Source organism: Paraburkholderia sp. BL18I3N2 (genome assembly GCF_003001875.1).
In the GTDB taxonomy this organism is placed as follows: Bacteria; Pseudomonadota; Gammaproteobacteria; order Burkholderiales; family Burkholderiaceae; genus Paraburkholderia; species Paraburkholderia phytofirmans.
Window position 1 is genome coordinate 222085 of the sequence record NZ_PVNC01000001.1, and the last position, 18253, is coordinate 240337.

Sequence of the window (18253 nt, forward strand, 5' to 3'; positions counted from 1 at the left end):
CATCACAACGCCTTGCGATACACCACGAAGCCTGAGCGGTCCGCGACCTTGCCGTAGAGCTTCATCGCCGTCTGATTCGTTTCGTGCGTCTGCCAGTAAACGCGCTGCGAACCATCGGCTGTGGCGCGCTCATATACCCCTTCGATCAACGCGCGGCCGACGCCTTTGCCGCGCTCGCTGTCGAGCGTGTACAGGTCTTGCAGATAGCAGATTGGTCCTTTCATCGTCGTGTGACGGTGATACAGGAAATGCACGAGGCCGAGCAGGCGGCCGTTGCGTTCGGCGACCATCGCGTGCATCGGCTCGTAGCCATCGAAGAAACGTTCCCACGTGATCTGCGTGATCTCGCGCGGCAACGCGGTTTCGCCCGAGCGGCCGTAGAACGCGTTGTAGGCGTCCCAGAGCGGCAGCCATGCGTCGAAGTCGCCGGGGACGACGGGACGGATCTGAAACGAATCGGACATGTGCGGTTCCTTGTTGAGTGAAGACTGCCAATCCGTCAGCATAAGAAATTCGACGCAGCATTGTTAGCTCCACGACACGGCCGAAATTTGGAGCCACGAATGGACGATGGGCCGTCGATGTCGAATGTGGAGCGCGGTGCTGCAGCAGCGCCTATGCCAATGGATAGCAAACCGCACTCAGTACGAACGCTGCTTGATACCCCAGCGCCCGTCCTGCCACGTCACGATCCAGACATTGCGATGCTGGGTGATGATCGAACCGTCCGCGCGATTGCGCGAATAAACCACACGCAGGTGCACTTTGCGCGGGCTCACCAGCACCACGTGCTTTTCCTGATAAGCAGTGTGATGCCACCCGGTAGCGCGCGTCAGATCGTCGAAGAAGCCGGCGGGCAATTGCCCCGGCCGTTCCCAGATCACCAGTTGTTCGCCCGAAAGAATGACGTGCGGAAAGTGCAGATGCGCGTCCATGCCGTCGAGATCGCGCGCGTTGAAGCAGGCGGTAAAGCCGTCGATGCAGGCGAGCGCGGCAAGCGTCATCGCGGTTTCGTCGATGCCGTCCTGCTGCGGGATGAACAATGCGTCGGCGTCAGCCATCGTTACGTACGGGAAAAAGCGATTGTTCAGACCGTCTCGGCTCTGAGCCAGCGCGCGAGGGTAACGTCGTCGTTTGTCTCCAGCGTCTCCGCGATTCGCCGTCCCACCGCTGCGCCGAATTTGTAGCCGTGTCCGGAGCAAGCCGACACCACCAGCGTGTTGCCGATGCGCTTCGAAAAGAAGCGGTTATCCGCGGTGAAGGTGTACGCGCACGTCTTTACTTCGGATACCGTATATTCGTCGATCCGGCTGAACGGCGGTGAAAACAGCCGCCGCAAACGGTCACCTTCGCCAGGCGTCGCAATGCGATTCGCCTCGGGGTCCGGCGTGCGCGCTTTGTTGATGCCGGCGCCAAACTTCAGACCAATGCCGTCGAGCGGCGGCAGCACATAGCCATCGCTCGCGCCGCCGATATCGACGATCGCGGGCGCCTTCGACCACGCGTCTTCCAGATCCACAGGCGGCTCCAGATAGGCGACGGTGTTGCGATATGTCATCAGGTTCTCGGCAAGCGCGGGAAACAGTTGCGCCGTCCATGCGCCCGCAGTGACCACGAGCCGGTCGGCGCGCACGATCTCGTCGTTTTCGATTTGCACGGAAGCGGTCTTCGGATCGACCGCGTGCACCTTGGTGTGCATGCGAATGTCGGCGCCGCGCATCTTGAGCCACGCCTTCATATCGCGTGCAATGCGTTCGCTGAAAAGTGCGCCGCCGTCGTGATCGAGGTATGCGTAACGAAACGTGGCTGGATCGAGAAACGGGTAGCGCGCCGCTGCGTCGAGCGGTTCTAGCCGTTCGTACTCGAATCCCATGCGGTCGAGGCCGGAGCGGAAGTGTTCGGCGCCATCGCCTGCGAATTGGGAAATGCCGAGCACGCCGCAATTTGCGTAATGGGACACGCCGAGATCGTTCCATAGCAGGTCCCAGCTATCGAACGCCTCTTCGACGTTCCGCGCATAACCATCAGCATCGCCGTATGCGCGGCGAATCATGCGATGCCGGTCGCCCGATGCGGCGAGTGGATTTGGAATCGAGCCCTGCTCGATTAGTGTGATGTCATGTCCCTGTTTCGAGAGCGACCACGCCGTGCTCAAACCGGCGATGCCCGCGCCTACGATTGTTACCCGCATGCCAACTCCCCCGACTGGATGGTTCTGGGCCAGAGTCTATCAGCGGGAAAAAAATCAGTGCGCGTTACGTGAATTTTCGCGCGAGTCGGTCGAGGCGAATAGGTGATTCAACGGGCGGTGGTCTCCGCGCGCCGCCGTGTCAATGTTTGCGATTTGAAATGTCGCGAAGCTGGTTGCGTACTTTTTTCGCGGCGAAGAGCGGCACGTAGTCGAATACACGCGCGTCGTGCCGATAGCTGGCCAAGGTATCTGCGTACATCTTCGAGACCGTTTCCGCCGGCGTGTCGGTTTCCTCGGCGATGCTTTTCACTAATTCGTCTACGTTAGGCTGGGGTTGCGACATAGATCTCTCCAAAGGTGCAGGCGGGTTGGACAGGTGACACGCGGATAACAGGAGTTTCATTACAGGATGCGATGCGCGCCGATGCCAATTGAATCGGTCTATCGCCTGATTTCTTTTCACAGAGATTTTTGTCTTGCGACGCGGCAAGTGCCCGCGCAGCGTGGCCGAGCGAAAAATCAATGCGTGTGCCGGTGATGGATGTCCGGGAAATGCGTATGCGCGTGAGTCATGGGTGCATGGCGGTGCGGATGGGTGTGCGGCTCGTCGCCGTCCCACGCGAAGTCATGCTCGTGCTGGTGATGCGCGTCGTGCCGGTGACGATGCGAGTGCTCGAGCGGATGGTGCGTGTGCGGGTGTTCATGACGTTCGCGAATGTGCAGCCACACGCCCAGCGTCATCAGCGCGGCGGCGACCCAGAAGAGCGGCGGCGGCAGTTCCGGCCATAGCAGCCATGAGAGGGTCACGCCGAATAGCGGCGCAACCGAGAAATAAGCGCCGGTTCGCGCGGTGCCGAGATTGCGCAGCGCGACCACGAACAGCACCAGACTCACGCCGTAGCCCGCAAAGCCGGTGAGCATGGTGAGCGCGACGGTCGAGAGCGTCGGCCATGCGGTGCCGAGGGTGAGCGCGAGCGCCACGTTCACCGAACCGGCCACGAGTCCTTTTACGCAGGCAATGAACATCGCGTCGTGCGCCGACACCTTGCGCGTGAGATTGTTGTCCACGGCCCAGCACGCGCAGGCGCCGGCCAGCAGCAGCGTGCCCGGCGGCAGTCCCGCCGCGCCCGGTTGCCAGGCCAGCGCCACGCCGCCCGCGACGATCGCGGCCATGCCGAGGAACACCTGTACGTCGACGTTCTCGCGGAACACGATCCACGCGATCAATGCGGTGAATGCGCCTTCCAGATTCAGCAGCAGCGAACCGGTGGCGGCCGGCGTCGTTTGCAGACCTAGCATCAATAAAGCGGGCCCTGCGACGCCGCCGGCCGCGATCGCGCCGGCCAGCCAAGGGATTTCGCGTAACGGGAAACGGCTGTGGCCGGCCGGCTGGCCGCCGCCGCCTTTTAGCCGGCGTGCCAGTATCACCGCGGCAAGGCCGCAGCCGCTGCCGAGGTAGAACAGTCCGGCGAGCAGGAACGGCGAGAGCGAGCCGAGCAACGCTTTGGCGAGCGGCGTCGTCGCGCCGAACAGGGCGGCGGCAAGCAAGGCGGTGAATGGGGCGCTGAAGCGGATCGACATGCGGAAATTCGAGTGGGGGCAGGCGTTGCGGACACGATAACGCGAACCGGATCGCGCCGCTTGTAAGCTCGGCGTAAAGCGTTGCTGCGCAGCAAGTCGGCAAGTGCAGCTATGAAAGTGTCCAGTTTAGGCGAATGTGGTCGCCTGGACGGCCAGAGCAGCGCAAAGGTCGCGCGTGCGCCAGGTGGTGGTCGAGCACGCTTTGCGGGGTGGCCGTGTGTCCTGACGCGAATCAGCCGTGTCGATTCACAGGCGCCGCGCGCATCCAGACAGCCCTGTCGAACGTAATACGTTTATTGCCGCCACACGTTCGAGGCCGCCGCTATGCGCCGAGTTGTCTATGCCATTGTCACTGCTGCCGCAACTGCTGTTGCGTCGGTGCTGCTGTTATCGCTCGCGGCTTGCTCCAACGATCCGCCCAATCCCAACCCGCGTGCGGGCGAACCGCTCTCCACCGTGCCCGTCGACTTGCCGCGTTACATGGGCCGCTGGTACATCATCGCGAACATCCCGTATTTCGCCGAGCGCGACATGGTGGCGAGCCGCGCTGAATGGACACTGCGCCAGGATGGCAAGATCGACGATTCGTACTACGCCCGCAAGAAGCGCTTCGACGCCGAGGAAAAGCACTACCAGTTTCTCGACACGCCCGTGCCCGGCAAAGATGGCGGCGAGTGGCGCGTGCGGTTGTTCTGGCCCATTCACGTGACGCAACTGACGCTTTACGTCGACCCTGACTATCGCTACACGATTCTCGGTTATCCGGGCAAAAACCTCGGCTGGATCTTTTCGCGTGAGCCGGACATGAGCGACGACACGTACCGGGCCTTGCTTGCGCGGCTCGATGCGATGGGCTACGACACGTCGCGTTTCAGGCGCGTTCCGCAGCGGCCGGATCAGTTGGGCAAGCCGGGTTTCGCTTCACCGGGCGACGAGGACTAGCGGGGCCGCCGCGCGCATCTGATACGACCGCCGCAGCGTATAACCGCACCGCCATCGAACGAGGAAACCATGCCGCCCCTTGCCACCGCCGTAATTGCCCTGATCGGACTCGTCGCGATTTTCAGCGCGGTCTGGGCATGGCAGTTGAAAAGCGAAAACGCCGGCATGGTCGATCCCGTCTGGGCGTATTCGCTCGGCCTCGTCGCGGTGCTCTACGCGGTGCTCGGCACCGGCGACCCCGGCGCGCGCGCGTTGACCGCGCTCGGCGGTTTGATCTGGGGCGTGCGGCTCGGCACGCATCTGTGGAAACGCAACGCCGGCAAGCCCGAAGACGCGCGCTATCACCGCTTCCGCGAAGAATGGGGCGATAAGGCGGCGAGCAGGATGTTCCGGTTTTTCCAGTTGCAAGTTGTGATTTCGATGCTGCTCTCGATCGCGTTTCTGGTGCCGTCGTACCGCGGCACGGCGCCGGCTATTGGATGGGTCGTGCTGGCCGTCGTGGTGTGGATCGTTTCCGTGGCTGGTGAAGCCATGGCCGACCGCCAGTTGCAAAGCTTCAAGGCCGATCCGGCCAATCGCGACGCGGTGTGCCGCGCCGGCTTGTGGCGTTACTCGAGGCATCCGAATTACTTCTTCGAATGCGTGCATTGGGGCGCTTATATCGCGTTGTCGATCGGCACGCCGTGGGTCTGGTTCACGCTGCTGCCGCCGGTGCTGATGGCGTTTCTGTTGCTGAAGCTCTCCGGTATTCCATTGCTTGAAGAAAGCATGGCAAAACGGCGCCCTGGTTACGCCGCTTACATGCGCACCACCAGCGCACTGATTCCGTGGCCGCCGCGGCGTTGAACAGGCGAGCACGGCGCACGCGCGCATTCAAAAAGTCCAGAATAACGACAGGGAGTCAGCCTCATGAACGTATCCACTACCGACCACACGCTGCCGCCATCGCCTGCCGCGCCCAGTGATGGCTGGCTCATTCAAGGCTGCGAACGCGGCTGGCTGCCGGACAGCGTGATCCGCTTCGGCATGCGTCAACTGATGCGTCAGCGTCTGCGCGACGAAGCGGCCAATAACGGCGAGTTGCGCGCGCAACGGCTCAACCGTCTGCTCGACGATCTGCGCGCGAGCCCCATCGCCATTGAAACGCAAGCCGCCAACACGCAGCATTACGAAGTGGCGGCGTCGTTCTTCCACGCGCATCTCGGGCCGCATCTGAAGTACTCGTGCTGCCTGTATCCGACCGGTGGGGAGACGCTTGCACAAGCCGAAGCGGCGATGCTCGAACGCTATGCCGAACGCGCGGAACTCGCCGACGGTCAGCAGATTCTCGACCTCGGTTGCGGCTGGGGTTCGCTGTCGTTGTGGCTGGCGGCGCGTTATCCGAATGCGCGGATCGTCGCGCTATCGAACTCGCATGGGCAGCGCGCGTTTATCGAATCGCGCGCGGCGCAGGCGGGTTTGCACAACCTCTCGGTGGTGACGGGCAACATCGTCGATTTCGAATTCGACGAGGCACAGCTTGGCCCAGGCCTCGACCGCATAGTGTCGATTGAGATGTTCGAGCATATGAAGAACTACGGCCTGCTGCTCGCGAAAATCGCACGCTGGATGCGCGACGACGCGAAGCTGTTCGTGCATATCTTCGCGCATCGCACGTTTGCATACCACTTCCAGGTGGAGGACGGTAGCGACTGGATGTCGAAGTACTTCTTCACCGGCGGTACGATGCCGTCGGAGGCGCTGCTGCTCAATTTCCAGGACGATCTGCGAGTGGAGCGGCAGTGGTGGGTGAGCGGCACACATTACGAGCGCACGGCGAATCATTGGCTCGCCGCGCTCGATGCGGCGCGTGACCGGGTGATGCCGATGCTCACCGACACCTACGGCGCGCGCGATGCCGCAGTATGGCTGCAACGGTGGCGCATGTTCTATATGGCCGTGGCCGAGCTGTTCGGCTACGCGCATGGGAACGAATGGGGCATCGGGCATTATCGGTTCGTCAAGCGCTAGACGGCGGCCCGCTGGCATCACTGATGCGCGAGCCGTGACGCGATGCGCCGGCCGCCTTTCACGGTGTTTTCACGCTTGTCCCGCTGTTGTGCGGCCGTCTCCCGGTTGCCGCGCGACGATTTATCGCGTCGGCAGGAAACTGCGCAGTCATCCTCGCATCAAACCTTGGACGCATCCCGAGGTATGCCGCAACAACGACAATGGCGTTCCGCTCGTCGTTCGCCTATGGCCGCAACCGCCCCGCCTGGCATCGGCACTGACTTGATGCGCATGCAACCAACGACCGGCTCGACGAATAACTCAAGTAGGCCGCACTGATCTCGCGGAGTGGCGCATGAGTCGGCGCACGTTCAAGATGCAACGGCCTCGCTCAACCCGCGTGCAGAAATAATCTGAAACATAGTTTTAAGCGCCCGGCGGAATAAAGCGTCACACTGGGGCGTTTGCCTATACTGCGGCGCATCTGGATGTGCTACTGCCTCGCCGGATTTTCAAACAGCTTTCGCAGCCATGCCGCTGCGGATGGAATAAACATGAACACGCACGCCGACCCTTTGACCGATTCGACCGGCACGCCCGTGCCGTCGCGCTACACCCGCACAGCCATGGTGCTGCACTGGCTCATCGCGCTGCTGATGATCGGCAACGTCGTGCTCGGCCTGAGCGCGGATTCGTTGCCGGACGACTGGGTGCGCCCGGTGGTCGACACCCACAAGTCGATCGGCATCACGGTGCTCGGTCTCGCGCTCATGCGCATCTTGTGGCGCGTGTCGCACAGGGCGCCGCCCTTGCCGCGCGAATTTCCGAAGTGGGAAAAGATTGCCGCGCACGTCGCGCATTTTCTGCTCTATTTGCTGATGATTGCGCTGCCGCTGTCCGGCTGGCTGCACGATTCCGCATGGAAAGACGCGGCCACGCATCCCATGCATCTGTTCAATCTGTTTCCGTGGCCGCGTATCAGCTATGTGATGAACCTCGATCCGGCGCTCAAGGAGACCTTGCACGACCGCTTCGGCGCTTTGCATACCTGGCTCGGCTACGCGCTCTATGCGCTGCTGGCAATGCATATAGGCGGCGTGTTGAAGCATCAGTGGATCGATCGCAAGTCGGTTCTGAAGCGCATGGTGCCGTGAGCGCCGCTTTCACCTATCAACCGTAACATCGACAAACCCGGCAGTCATTTTGAAGAAAACCCTGGAACAGGCTCTCGCTCTCGCTTCGCCGCGCATTGTGCCGCGTCGCACGACGCCGTTGAGCACGCTGATTCATCTGAGTGTGGTCGTACTGTGGCTGCTGCTGTTCGCGCGCGCCTTCTTTCTGCAGGGCGCGCTGGCATGGTCGACGGGTATTGCGTACGTGGTGTACGACACTTTGCTGCTGGCGTTCGTCACGTGGAAAACACTGCCGTTGATGCGGCGTGCGCCGCCGCTCGAGCCGGACTTCGAGCGGCGCAGCTTGCCGAGCATGGGCGTGATCGTCGCGTCGCATAACGAAGCGACGGTGCTGCCGGTGACGCTTGCCGCGCTGCTGCGGCAAGCGCACGGGCCGACGCAAATCGTGATTGCCGACGACGGTTCCACCGACGCGACGCGCGAACTGCTCACCGAACGCTTCGGCCTCACCGCGGCCGCCGACGGCGTGCTGAGCGCGCCGAGCGCCTTGTATCCGAACCTGTTCTGGCTGCGCGTGCCGCACGGCGGCAAGGCCCGCGCGCTGAATGCGGCAATCACCGTGATGACCACGGAGACCGTCATGACGGTCGACGCCGACACCCTGCTCGACGACGACGCCACCTACGCCATGCGCTCCGCTTTCGCGAGCGAGCCGAAGCTGGTCGCCACAGCGGGCATTCTGGTGCCGGTGTGCGGCAAGTCGGTGTCGGGCCGCGTGTTCCAGTGGTTCCAGACTTACGAGTACATGCGCAACTTCATCGCCCGTTTCGCGTGGATGCGTGCGGACAGTCTGCTGCTGATCTCGGGCGCCTTCGCGTCGTTCAAGCGTGACGCGCTGGTCGACGTGGGCGGCTTCGATCCGCAGTGTCTCGTCGAAGACTACGAGCTGATTCACCGGCTGCGCCGGTATTCGGTCGACCACGACCTCGGCTGGGACGTGCGCGTGGTCGGCGAGGCACATGCCCGCACCGATGCGCCGGATAACCTCGCCAGCTTTCTGCGTCAACGCCGCCGCTGGTTCGCGGGCTTCCTGCAGACGCAGTACTGGAACCGCGACATGACCGGCAATCCGCGCTACGGCACGCTCGGCATGCTGATGCTGCCGGTCAAGGCGATCGACACCATGCAGCCGATCTACGGCCTCACCGCGTTTGCGCTGCTGCTCGCCTTCGTGTTCGGCGGACATGGCGCGATCGTCGTGTCGATCTTCAGTGTGATCGGGATCAAAACGGCGATCGACCTCGCGTTCTATTTGTGGAGCATCCATCTGTACCGGCGCTGGACCGGCGAGCGCACAGGCTCCAGTTTGTGGATGGCGATGCTCGCGGCGGTCGCCGAGCCGTTCACGTTTCAGCTGGTGCGGCACGTGGGCGCCGCGCTCGGCTGGCTGCATTTCCTGCGCGGCGGCCGGTCGTGGGGCGTGCAGCGCCGCTCGGGACTGGTGGTGCACGACGAGAGCTGACGCGCGCCGCATCGCTCCAAGCGGGCGTGGGCCGGGCAGGCGCCGCAGGGGGTGGTTGCACGGTCCCCGAACCCATGCAGCGTTGGGTTCTAGTAGACTGGCGACGATGCCGCCCGCAATTTGCAGGGCGCAACCTTCTATCCGCCCGTGCACGGAGACCCACCTATGCATGCTGTTCCCCCGCTAGAACAAGACACCGTCGATGTAACCGTCGATGCGTCGCCTGCCCAGGCCGCATCGCAGAAACCGGCTCACGCGCCGGGCCAGGCCGCCAACGACGCACCGGTGCGCGATCTGCGCCGCGTCGGTATTCACCCTGATTACTGGTATCCGCTGGCGTGGTCGCACGAGGTGAAGCGGGGCAAGACGCATGGTGTGACGTTCGCGGGCGACCCGATCGTGCTGGCGCGCACGGAGTCCGGCAAGGTGTTCGCGCTGGAGGACCGCTGCGCGCACCGGCAGGTGCCGTTGCATCAGGGCGTGGTGGATGGCGAATCGATCCGCTGCGGCTATCACGGCTGGACTTACGACTGCTCGGGCAAGTGCATCGACGTGCCGTACCTGGGCCGCGAGCGTCTGCCGAACGGCGTGCGCTCCTATCCGTGCCGCGAGATCGAAGGCCTGATTTTCGTTTTCCCCGGCGACGCCGCGTTGGCCGAACAACGGCCGCTGCCCGATCTCGCGTCGGTCTCGGACCCGAAGTACAAGACGCGCCGCTTCGGCCGCGCGGTGAACTGCCATTACTCGTTCATGCACGAGAACCTGATGGACATGAACCATCAGTTTCTGCATCGCAAGCAGATGGGGCAGATGCGGGCGCGTTCGCTCGGCCGGCGGCGTGGCGAGGGCTGGGTCGAAGTCGATTACACGTTCGCGCGCATGGCCGGCCAGCAGCCGATCGGCGAAGCGATCGTGTTCGGCCAGAGCCGTAAAACCGGCGGCGACAACGACAAGGACGTGATGACGATCCGCACCGAGTATCCGTATCAGACGCTGCAGATCCGCACGTCCGAGCAGACGCTGGTGATGAATCTATGGATCATCTACGTGCCGCTCGATCGCGAGCAGCGCACCAACCGCACGTTCGGGCTGCTGTCGATTCGCAAACCGGGCATTCCCGGCGTGTTGAACCTCGCGTGGCCGCTGCTGGTGTGGTTCACCGAGCGCATTTTCAAGGAAGACCGCGAGATCGTCGAAGCCGAACAGCGCGCGCACGATTCGCAAGGCGCGGACTGGAATCACGAGGTGTTTCCGGTCATCAACGATCTGCGCGCGTTGCTGCGCGAAAACGGCGCGCCGGACCAGGTAGTGGGCGCCGGCACGGGCGACACGGCTGTGATTCGCTTCTGGGACTCGCGCCACGGCAGCCCGTTGGCAAAGAGCTGATTTTTTCCCTTTCGAGGGGAATTAATCCATCTCCGGACGGTAGGGAATCCAGCAGGATCGAGCAGCGATAATGGCAGCTAATGCACGGCGGTTTGCGCTATTCGACATGCGCCGGCCGCGGACACGTGTACCATTTCGCTTTTTCCGATCTTCAAGAATAGCCTGTGACTACGCAACAAATCCCTACCGCTCCCCGTAAATCCCTCACGCTGCTGCAATTGCTGGGCCTCATCGGTGCCGCCGGCCTGATCGCCGCGATCGTGCTGAACCAGTTCGTCTGATCTCCGCGCGAAGGCTCTGCGCGACGCTTGCGTCCCATGCCGGCACGCCCCCAAGGGAGACTTCTTGCGGGGCGCGTTGCTGGCTTCATCGAAATTCCGATTTGCCATGTACAAGAAGGGCGTAGCCGTAGAAATCCAGTTTTCCTCTGAGCGGCTCAACGACGGCGCGGGCGATCCCTACTGGATCGATCTGACGCAGGCCGAAGCGCAGCGATTGCTGGAGAGCCTGCAGGCGCGTCTCGCGGAGACCGGCGTGGGCACGGCCGCGCCGTTAGTGGTGAGCCTCGATGAAACACCTGCGTCGCACGCGGCCGATGCGCCGCAGGAGGCTGAGTCCGCGGCTTCTGCGGATGACTTCAAGCAGTGGGTCTGCGTGATCTGCGGCTGGGTCTACGACGAAGCCGCAGGTTTGCCGGAAGAAGGCATCGCGCCAGGCACCCGCTGGGCGGACGTGCCGGCCGACTGGCGCTGTCCGCTTTGCGACGTGGGCAAGGAAGATTTCGCGTTGGTCGAGTTCTGAGCCCGGCCAACACACCACATACGCCTAAAGCTCAACCCGCTCCTTCGGGAAAATCCGCGCCCACCGTGGTGGCTTCCCACGCGTCGAAATCGCCGCGCATGAAGTCCAGCTTCTTGCGCGCCAGTTCAAGCGCCATCTTGCCGAGCAGCAAGCGCAATGGCGGTGTGTCCGACAGCGCGGCGTCGATAATGGCCTGCGCGGCGCGCACCGGGTCGCCCGCCTGCTTGCCGCTGCGCGCCTCGGTCTGCTTGCGGCGCTCACCGGCCGTGGCCGTGTAGTCGTCGATTACCGTGGCTGATTGTTTGATCGACGGACCCGCCCAGTTCGTGCGGAACGGTCCTGGTTCGACGATCAGCACGTCGATGCCGAGCGGTTTCACCTCCGCTGCCAGCGATTCGGATAGACCCTCCACCGCGTATTTCGTGGCGTGGTAATAGCCGGTTGCCGCGAAACTCGTAATGCCGCCGATCGACGACACGTTGACGATCAAACCGCTATGCTGCTCGCGCATGATCGGCAAGACCGCCTTCGTGATATCGATCAGACCGAACACGTTGGTTTCGAACATGGCGCGGACTTCGTTGTCCTCGCCTTCCTCGATCGCCGCCAGATAGCCATAACCCGCGTTGTTGACGAGCGCGTCGATGCGGCCGAAACGCTGCTTCGCTTGCGCCACCACGTCGTCGATCTGCTTGGGGTTCGTCACGTCGAGTGGCAGAACCAGCGCGCGATCGCCGTGCGCTTCGGCGATATCTTTCACTTTCGACGGGTCGCGTGCGGTGACCACCGCGCGCCAGCCGCGCTCCAGCACCAGCTTTGCCAATTCGCGGCCAAAGCCGGTGGAACATCCTGTGATCAGCCAGACGGGATTGTCTCGATTCATCATTTGGGAAACTCCTGTTGATGGTCTACGACATGTGAAAACTCATGCGGCGCGAAGGCGCTGTGCGCCTTTCGCGTTCGCAATCGGTGTGCTGCTGTGCTTAGCTTGAAGCGTGCCCGGACTTTTCGGTGGTGGATGTCGGCAATGGCTGGCGCGCGCTGATTCGCGAACAAAAGCCGTCACTGCTGCTTGCGTCCGGTGTGGGATTTCAATTGTAGCCGCAGCGCCGCGGCTTCGCTTTGCAGCGCTCCAACGAACTCGCCAGCCAGCGGGTGACCCGGACGATGCTCCGGTTGAATCACACTCACGCGAAACGGCAGCGACACGGCGAGCGGCCGGATATGCAGATGGCGTCCCACGAAATCGAGGGCTGTTAGCGGATTGACGATCGCGAGGCCAAGCCCTTGCCGAACGAAGCTGCACACGGACACCGCGGTAGGCGTCTCGACGATCTGGCGGCGCGCGATTCCCGCTTGTGCGAAGGCCTCGTCGATCTGAATCCGGTATGGATCATTCGACGACAGGCTGATGAACGGCTGATTGGCGAAGTCCTTCAGTGCGATCACTCGCTTGCCGAGCAACGGATGGCCGTCGGGCAGCACGCACACTTCATCCACTTCGAGCAAAGGCGTCAGACGCGTGCCGGCCGGCGGCGCGCCGTGTTCGGTGAGGCCGAGATCGTAGCGCTGGGCGGTCAGCCATTCCTCCAGAAACGGCGACTCCTGCGTCGCGATCGACAGACTCGCGCCCGGTTGCGCGTCGTGAAAGCGCTTCGCCGCGCCTGGCAAGATCGAATGTGAAAACGCGGGCAACGCGATGACGGAAAGCTGGCCGCCCTGAAATTCTCGCAAGCTCGCGGCGGTGGACGCCACGCGTTCGAGCCCGACATACGCGCGCTTGATCTCGTCGAACAAGGTGAGCGCGGACAGCGTGGGACGCAGCCGGCCATTCGTGCGTTCGAACAGGGCAAAGCCGATGCTCTGCTCCATGCGCGCCAGTTCACGGCTCACCGTGGGCTGCGAAGTGAACAGCATCTCAGCCGCTTTGGTGACGCTGCCCGCAGTCATCAGCGCGCGGAAGACTTCGATATGCCGATGTGTGAGCGCCATGTGTCTGGTATATCAGAAGTGAATGGACTTGCGAAGAATTGGTATTTTACTGAATGGTGTGTTTTTAGCATCATGTCGCTCACACCAACGCTTCGACATGAAAAGAGAGACGGGACCGTGACGCCATTCAATCCGCAACAACTCGTCGAACTCGCCCTCGAGCACGGCACGCCGCTGTGGGTCTACGACGCTCACGCAATCCGCAGGCGCATTGCCCAATTGCGCAGCTTCGACGTGATCCGCTTTGCGCAGAAGGCGTGTTCGAATCTGCATATTCTCAAACTGATGCGCGAGGAAGGGGCGATGGTCGACGCGGTCTCGTTGGGCGAAATCAAACGCAGTCTCGCGGCGGGCTTCACGGCGGACGGCGATCCCGAAGGCGTCGTGTTCACCGCCGATCTGATCGATCACGCGACGCTCGCCACCGTGATCGAGCATCGCATCACGGTCAACGCGGGCTCGCTCGATATGCTCGAACGGATAGGACGGCATGCGCCCGAAGGTCATCGCGTGTGGCTGCGGATCAATCCGGGCTTCGGCCATGGGCATAGCAACAAGACCAACACGGGCGGCGAGCACAGCAAGCACGGCATCTGGCTCGACGATGTGCCGCGAGCGGTCGAGCTGGTCCGGCGTTATCGCCTCAAGCTGGTCGGGTTGCACATGCATATCGGTTCGGGCGTCGACTATGGACATCTGTCGCGTGTCTGCGAGGCGATGGTCGAAGCCGTGAAGGGCCTAGGCCACGATATCGAAGCGATTTCCGCCGGCGGTGGCTTGTCGGTGCCATATTGCGAGGGCGAGTCCGATATCGATGTCGCGCATTACTTCCGGCTCTGGGACGCGGCGCGCCAGCAGATCGAAACGCATGTCGGGCATCGCGTGAGGCTGGAAATCGAACCGGGGCGTTTTCTGGTTGCACAATCGGGCGTGCTCGTCGCGGAAGTTCACGCGTTGAATCGGCGCCCCGCGCAGCAGTTTGCTTTGGTTGATGCTGGATTCAACGATCTCGTGCGACCGTCTTTTTACGGCAGTCATCATGAGATGACGGTGTTAAAGCGTGACGGCTTGCCGAGCGAAGCGCCGGTCGATTCGTTCGCGGTGGCCGGGCCGCTCTGCGAAGCCGGCGATGTCTTCACGCAAGCCGAAGGCGGCGTCGTCACGAACCGCTCAATACACACGCCTGAAGTGGGCGACTTCATCGTGTTCCACGATGCAGGTGCGTATGGCGCGTCGATGTCCTCGAACTACAACAGCCGGCCGCTTGCGCCCGAGGTGTTGCTCGATCATGGCAAGCCGCGACTGATCCGCCGGCGCCAGACTATCGACGAGTTGCTCGCGCTCGAAGAAACGGCGGCCTGATTTCAGCGCCGCAGCAGCACCGCTTCAACGCGCCCGCACCGTGCGCGTGTACGAAGCGATCATGGTCGCGAGTTCCTGCGCGGCGGGCGTAAGCGGAATGGCCGCGCGCTGCAGCAGGCAAACGTTCTGTTCGAGCGCGCGCTCGCGCACCGGAATAGCGGTGAGCGTGCTCGCAAACGGTCCGCGCTTCACCACGATCGACGCTTCCAGCGACAGGCAATCCGTCGCGCTTACCAGATGCAGCGCTTCGTACAGGCCTTCCACCGTCGCGACGATTTTCGGCGGCGGCAAGCCATGGCTTTCGAACAGATGGTTCAGGCGGCTGGTTTGCGGATCGTCCGTGAGATTCGGCGAGCGCGTGGCGACCCACGTGCAATCGACCAGATCGGCCAGCGAGGTCGCACCGGCCTTCGGATGCCCCTCGCGGCAGACGATCACCGGGTCGGACGGATACAGCGGCGTGACCGAGAGATCGGCGGTGTCCGTGTGCTTCGATACCAGCGCCACCGCGAAATCCAGCGTGCCTTCGCGAATCCACGAAATCATCATGCGCGAGGTGCCGGTGCGCAGATGCACGGTGACCCGCTCGAAGCGCGTGCGAAATTCCATCAGCACCGGTGCAAAGGCATCGATCAGCGGTTCGGTCGTCATGCCGAAGGTGACCTCGCCGACGTAGTCGCCGCGTAGCTGCTGCACTTCCTGCTCTGCGCGTTCGCATTCGCCGATGATCGCGCCCGCGCGCTGCAACAACCGCTGGCCAAGGGCCGTCAGCGCGATGCCGCGGTTCGTGCGAGTGAACAGGGTCGCGCCGAGCATCGATTCGAGATTCTGCAACTGCTGCGTGATGCCGCTCTGCGCGATGCCGAGCGCCCGCGAAGCCGCGCGGATGCTGCCATGCTCGGCGACGGCCGTGAACGCGCGGAGTTGGGAGATCGTCAACGCCATGAGAAATTGCCAGTTTAGTGATCGGTAAAAGTGATCATGATAGTCCGAATGGGACTTCTTTGAGGCACGCACGCGGCATAGGATAGCTCCGTCGTTATCCGCCCACCCACATTCCGTTCTCCCATGAAAATTCCGCTGACAATCTTGGGCGCTGCGTTGAGCACCGCGTTGAGCGCCGCGCTGGCTTTCAGCAGTGGCGCGTTCGCCGTTGAGCCCACTACGCTGCGCCTCGGTATCGACCCGAGCTATCCGCCGATGGACGCCAAGGCGCCCGACGGCAGCTTCAAAGGTTTCGACGTCGATCTCGGCAACGAGATCTGCAAGCGCATTCAGGCGCGCTGCCAGTGGGTCGAACTCGAATTTTCGGGAATGATTCCGGCGCTGCAGGCGCGCAAGATCGACGCGATCCTTTCGTCGATGGCGATCACGGAGAAGCGCGAGCAGCAGATTCTGTTTTCGTCGAAACTCTTCCAGTTCAAATCGCGGCTGATCGCGCGGCAAGGTTCGGCGCTCGCGGGCGGCACGAATGCACTGGCCGGCAAGCAGATCGGCGTGCAGTCGGGCACGCAGTTCGAGGGCTATGCGCTGAAGAACTGGGCGCCGCTCGGCGCGCATGTGGTGGCGTACAAGAGTCAGGACGAAGTGTTCGCCGACTTGCAGAACGGGCGCCTGGACGGCGCATTGCTCGGCTCGGTGGAAGCGGACATCGGTTTCCTGCGCACGCCGGCTGGGAAGGGTTTTGCGTTCGTCGGCGAACCGCTTTCAATGGGCGATCGCGGCGTGGGCATCGGCTTGCGCAAGGATGAGACTGCGGTGCAGGCCTCCATCAACGCGGCAATTGCCTCGATGCTCAAGGACGGCACGTACGCTCAGATCGCGAAGAAGTACTTCGACTTCGATCCGTACGGCAATTGATTTTCCGAATTCTCTTTACAGACTCCCGCTCATGAACAGGCAATCGATTCCGCTTCTCTCGCCGGCTATCGGCACGCACCGCGAACTGGTGTCGTTTCATTTCGGCCCGGCGAATAGCGGGCAGAAGATTTATATCCAGTCGTCGCTGCATGCCGATGAAACCCCTGCGATGTTGACGACCGTTTTGCTCAAACGTCGATTGCTCGAACTGGAAAAACAGGGCGCGCTGAACGCGGAAATCGTGCTGGTGCCGGTGGCGAATCCGGTCGGGCTCGGGCAATACGTGCTCGGCCAGTTTCTCGGCCGTTTCGATCTGGGTAGTGGGAAGAATTTCAATCGTCACTTTCTGCAGTTCTCGAAGCTGGTCGCGCGCGCGAAAGAAACGTTGGGCTCAGATGCAACCGAAAACGTGCGACTAGTGCGGCAATTGATTGCCGAAGAATTGGCCAACCAGAAACCGTTGACCGAGTTCGAATCGCTGCAACTGGCGTTGCTGAAGCTCTCGTTCGATGCGGACGTGATTATCGATCTGCATTGTTCGCTCGAAGCGGCCATGCATCTCTACACCAGCGAGGCTGCGTGGCCGGAGTTCGAACCGTTGTCGCGCTATCTCGGCGCGCAGGCGTCGTTGCTTGCCACCAATTCAGGCGGCGAATCGTTCGATGAAACGCACAGCCTGTTGTGGCGGAAATTGCAGCAGGAGCTGCCGGCCGACAAGCCGGTGCCGAACGGTGCGATTGCGGTGACCGTGGAATGCCGCGGACAGCGCGACGTATCCTATGAAGTCGCGCAGCACGATGCGGACGCGCTCGTCGATTATCTTGTGTGGCGCAAGGCGATCAAGCTCGATACCAAGCCGTTGCCGGAGCTACTGTCGCCAGCCACGCCGCTCGCCGGCAGTGAGCAGTTTTATGCACCTGTAAGCGGGATTCTGATTCACCGTGCGAAGATCGGCGACACGATTCGCGCCGGACAAGCGCTGTTCGATATCGTCGATCCGCTCACCGACGAGACGACCTCGATCGCCAGCAAAACCGAAGGCGTGTTTTACATGCGGCGCGCGATTCGCTTCGTAACGGCCGGCGCGCCGCTCGGTCGCGTGACGGGTACGCGGGCTTTCAGAACCGGGGTTTTGCTGGGGGCTTGACGTTTCTTATGCAGGCCGGCCGCGCGCTGTCTTTCATTCAGGCTACGCCTTACTGCTTTCTTCCCACCAGATACGTTACGCCGTTCGGACCATAACGCTCCGAATGCGGTTTGTTCGCCGGCACATGGAAGACGTCGCCGACACGATATGCACGCTCTTCGTCGTCCACGCGGATGCTCAGTTCGCCTTCCAGGATCAGGGCCCGGGCTTCGAATGGATGCTCGTGAACGTCCATCTCGACGTTCGCCTCGCGCGTGACGACCACGGCGTCGGGGAAGCCTTCTTTCGTCAGGCTTTCGGTGAATGCGTTACGGTCCATGATGTGCCCATAGGTAGGAAGTGGGGAG

General features: G+C 62.5%; 19 protein-coding genes. 10 read left to right on the forward strand and 9 right to left on the reverse strand.

The annotated features are described in order from the left end of the window. Positions 1–2 precede the first annotated feature (2 nt). The 5 genes from B0G75_RS01000 to B0G75_RS01020 all read right to left on the reverse strand — a co-directional run bounded on the left by B0G75_RS01000 (position 3) and on the right by B0G75_RS01020 (position 3772). Complete coding sequence (locus B0G75_RS01000) at positions 3–464, reverse strand: GNAT family N-acetyltransferase (RefSeq protein WP_106301738.1); 462 nt, start codon at positions 462–464, stop codon at positions 3–5. Between the two features lie 177 nt (positions 465–641). Then, positions 642–1061 carry a hypothetical protein gene (locus B0G75_RS01005; protein WP_106299793.1) on the reverse strand — a complete coding sequence of 140 codons (420 nt, stop codon included), beginning with the start codon at positions 1059–1061 and terminating at the stop codon, positions 642–644. 26 nt (positions 1062–1087) lie between these two features. Then, a complete protein-coding gene (locus tag B0G75_RS01010) occupies positions 1088–2191 on the reverse strand; it encodes an FAD-binding oxidoreductase (protein ID WP_106299795.1) in 1104 nt (367 codons plus the stop codon). Between the two features lie 139 nt (positions 2192–2330). Beyond that, the gene (locus tag B0G75_RS01015) at positions 2331–2534 is read right to left on the reverse strand and encodes a DUF3562 domain-containing protein (protein WP_106299797.1); all 204 of its coding nucleotides are present in this window, start codon (positions 2532–2534) and stop codon (positions 2331–2333) included. Between the two features lie 176 nt (positions 2535–2710). Next, positions 2711–3772: a DMT family transporter gene (locus B0G75_RS01020; protein ID WP_106299799.1), complete on the reverse strand. Its 1062-nt coding sequence runs from the start codon at positions 3770–3772 to the stop codon at positions 2711–2713. A gap of 324 nt (positions 3773–4096) precedes the next feature. On the opposite strand from B0G75_RS01020, the gene B0G75_RS01025 reads away from it, so the two are divergent. From B0G75_RS01025 to B0G75_RS41840, 7 genes are all read left to right on the forward strand, one after another. After that, the gene (locus B0G75_RS01025; RefSeq protein WP_106299801.1) at positions 4097–4714 is read left to right on the forward strand and encodes a lipocalin family protein; all 618 of its coding nucleotides are present in this window, start codon (positions 4097–4099) and stop codon (positions 4712–4714) included. 69 nt (positions 4715–4783) lie between these two features. Next, positions 4784–5560, forward strand: coding sequence for a DUF1295 domain-containing protein (locus tag B0G75_RS01030; protein ID WP_106299803.1), 777 nt, complete (start codon positions 4784–4786; stop codon positions 5558–5560). Between the two features lie 63 nt (positions 5561–5623). Next, positions 5624–6724 carry a cyclopropane-fatty-acyl-phospholipid synthase family protein gene (locus tag B0G75_RS01035; RefSeq protein ID WP_106299805.1) on the forward strand — a complete coding sequence of 367 codons (1101 nt, stop codon included), beginning with the start codon at positions 5624–5626 and terminating at the stop codon, positions 6722–6724. Between the two features lie 533 nt (positions 6725–7257). Then, the gene (locus tag B0G75_RS01040; RefSeq protein WP_106299807.1) at positions 7258–7857 is read left to right on the forward strand and encodes a cytochrome b; all 600 of its coding nucleotides are present in this window, start codon (positions 7258–7260) and stop codon (positions 7855–7857) included. Positions 7858–7906: 49 nt separating this feature from the next. After that, the gene (locus B0G75_RS01045; protein WP_106299809.1) at positions 7907–9358 is read left to right on the forward strand and encodes a glycosyltransferase family 2 protein; all 1452 of its coding nucleotides are present in this window, start codon (positions 7907–7909) and stop codon (positions 9356–9358) included. Positions 9359–9523: 165 nt separating this feature from the next. Beyond that, positions 9524–10744: an aromatic ring-hydroxylating dioxygenase subunit alpha gene (locus tag B0G75_RS01050; protein WP_106299811.1), complete on the forward strand. Its 1221-nt coding sequence runs from the start codon at positions 9524–9526 to the stop codon at positions 10742–10744. Between the two features lie 387 nt (positions 10745–11131). After that, on the forward strand, positions 11132–11545 hold the full coding sequence (locus B0G75_RS41840) for a rubredoxin (protein ID WP_106299813.1): 414 nt from the start codon (positions 11132–11134) through the stop codon (positions 11543–11545). A gap of 31 nt (positions 11546–11576) precedes the next feature. Here the strand turns inward: B0G75_RS41840 and B0G75_RS01065 are convergent, their stop codons facing one another. Next, positions 11577–12431 carry an oxidoreductase gene (locus B0G75_RS01065; protein ID WP_106299815.1) on the reverse strand — a complete coding sequence of 285 codons (855 nt, stop codon included), beginning with the start codon at positions 12429–12431 and terminating at the stop codon, positions 11577–11579. Positions 12432–12607: 176 nt separating this feature from the next. Further along, positions 12608–13537: a LysR family transcriptional regulator gene (locus tag B0G75_RS01070; protein ID WP_106299817.1), complete on the reverse strand. Its 930-nt coding sequence runs from the start codon at positions 13535–13537 to the stop codon at positions 12608–12610. 72 nt (positions 13538–13609) lie between these two features. On the opposite strand from B0G75_RS01070, the gene lysA reads away from it, so the two are divergent. Further along, complete coding sequence (gene lysA, locus B0G75_RS01075; protein ID WP_106299819.1) at positions 13610–14899, forward strand: diaminopimelate decarboxylase; 1290 nt, start codon at positions 13610–13612, stop codon at positions 14897–14899. 24 nt (positions 14900–14923) lie between these two features. On the opposite strand, the gene B0G75_RS01080 is transcribed toward lysA, so the two are convergent. Continuing rightward, entirely contained in the window at positions 14924–15844 is a 921-nt protein-coding gene (locus tag B0G75_RS01080) for a LysR substrate-binding domain-containing protein (RefSeq protein WP_106299821.1), read from the reverse strand. 123 nt (positions 15845–15967) lie between these two features. On the opposite strand from B0G75_RS01080, the gene B0G75_RS01085 reads away from it, so the two are divergent. Continuing rightward, positions 15968–16759, forward strand: coding sequence for a transporter substrate-binding domain-containing protein (locus B0G75_RS01085; RefSeq protein ID WP_106299823.1), 792 nt, complete (start codon positions 15968–15970; stop codon positions 16757–16759). A 31-nt stretch (positions 16760–16790) separates the two neighbouring features. Beyond that, entirely contained in the window at positions 16791–17906 is a 1116-nt protein-coding gene (locus B0G75_RS01090; protein ID WP_106299825.1) for a succinylglutamate desuccinylase/aspartoacylase family protein, read from the forward strand. Positions 17907–17955: 49 nt separating this feature from the next. Here B0G75_RS01090 and B0G75_RS01095 read toward each other — a convergent pair whose 3' ends face one another. Then, positions 17956–18225 carry a cupin domain-containing protein gene (locus B0G75_RS01095; protein WP_106299827.1) on the reverse strand — a complete coding sequence of 90 codons (270 nt, stop codon included), beginning with the start codon at positions 18223–18225 and terminating at the stop codon, positions 17956–17958. Between the last annotated feature and the right edge of the window lie 28 nt (positions 18226–18253).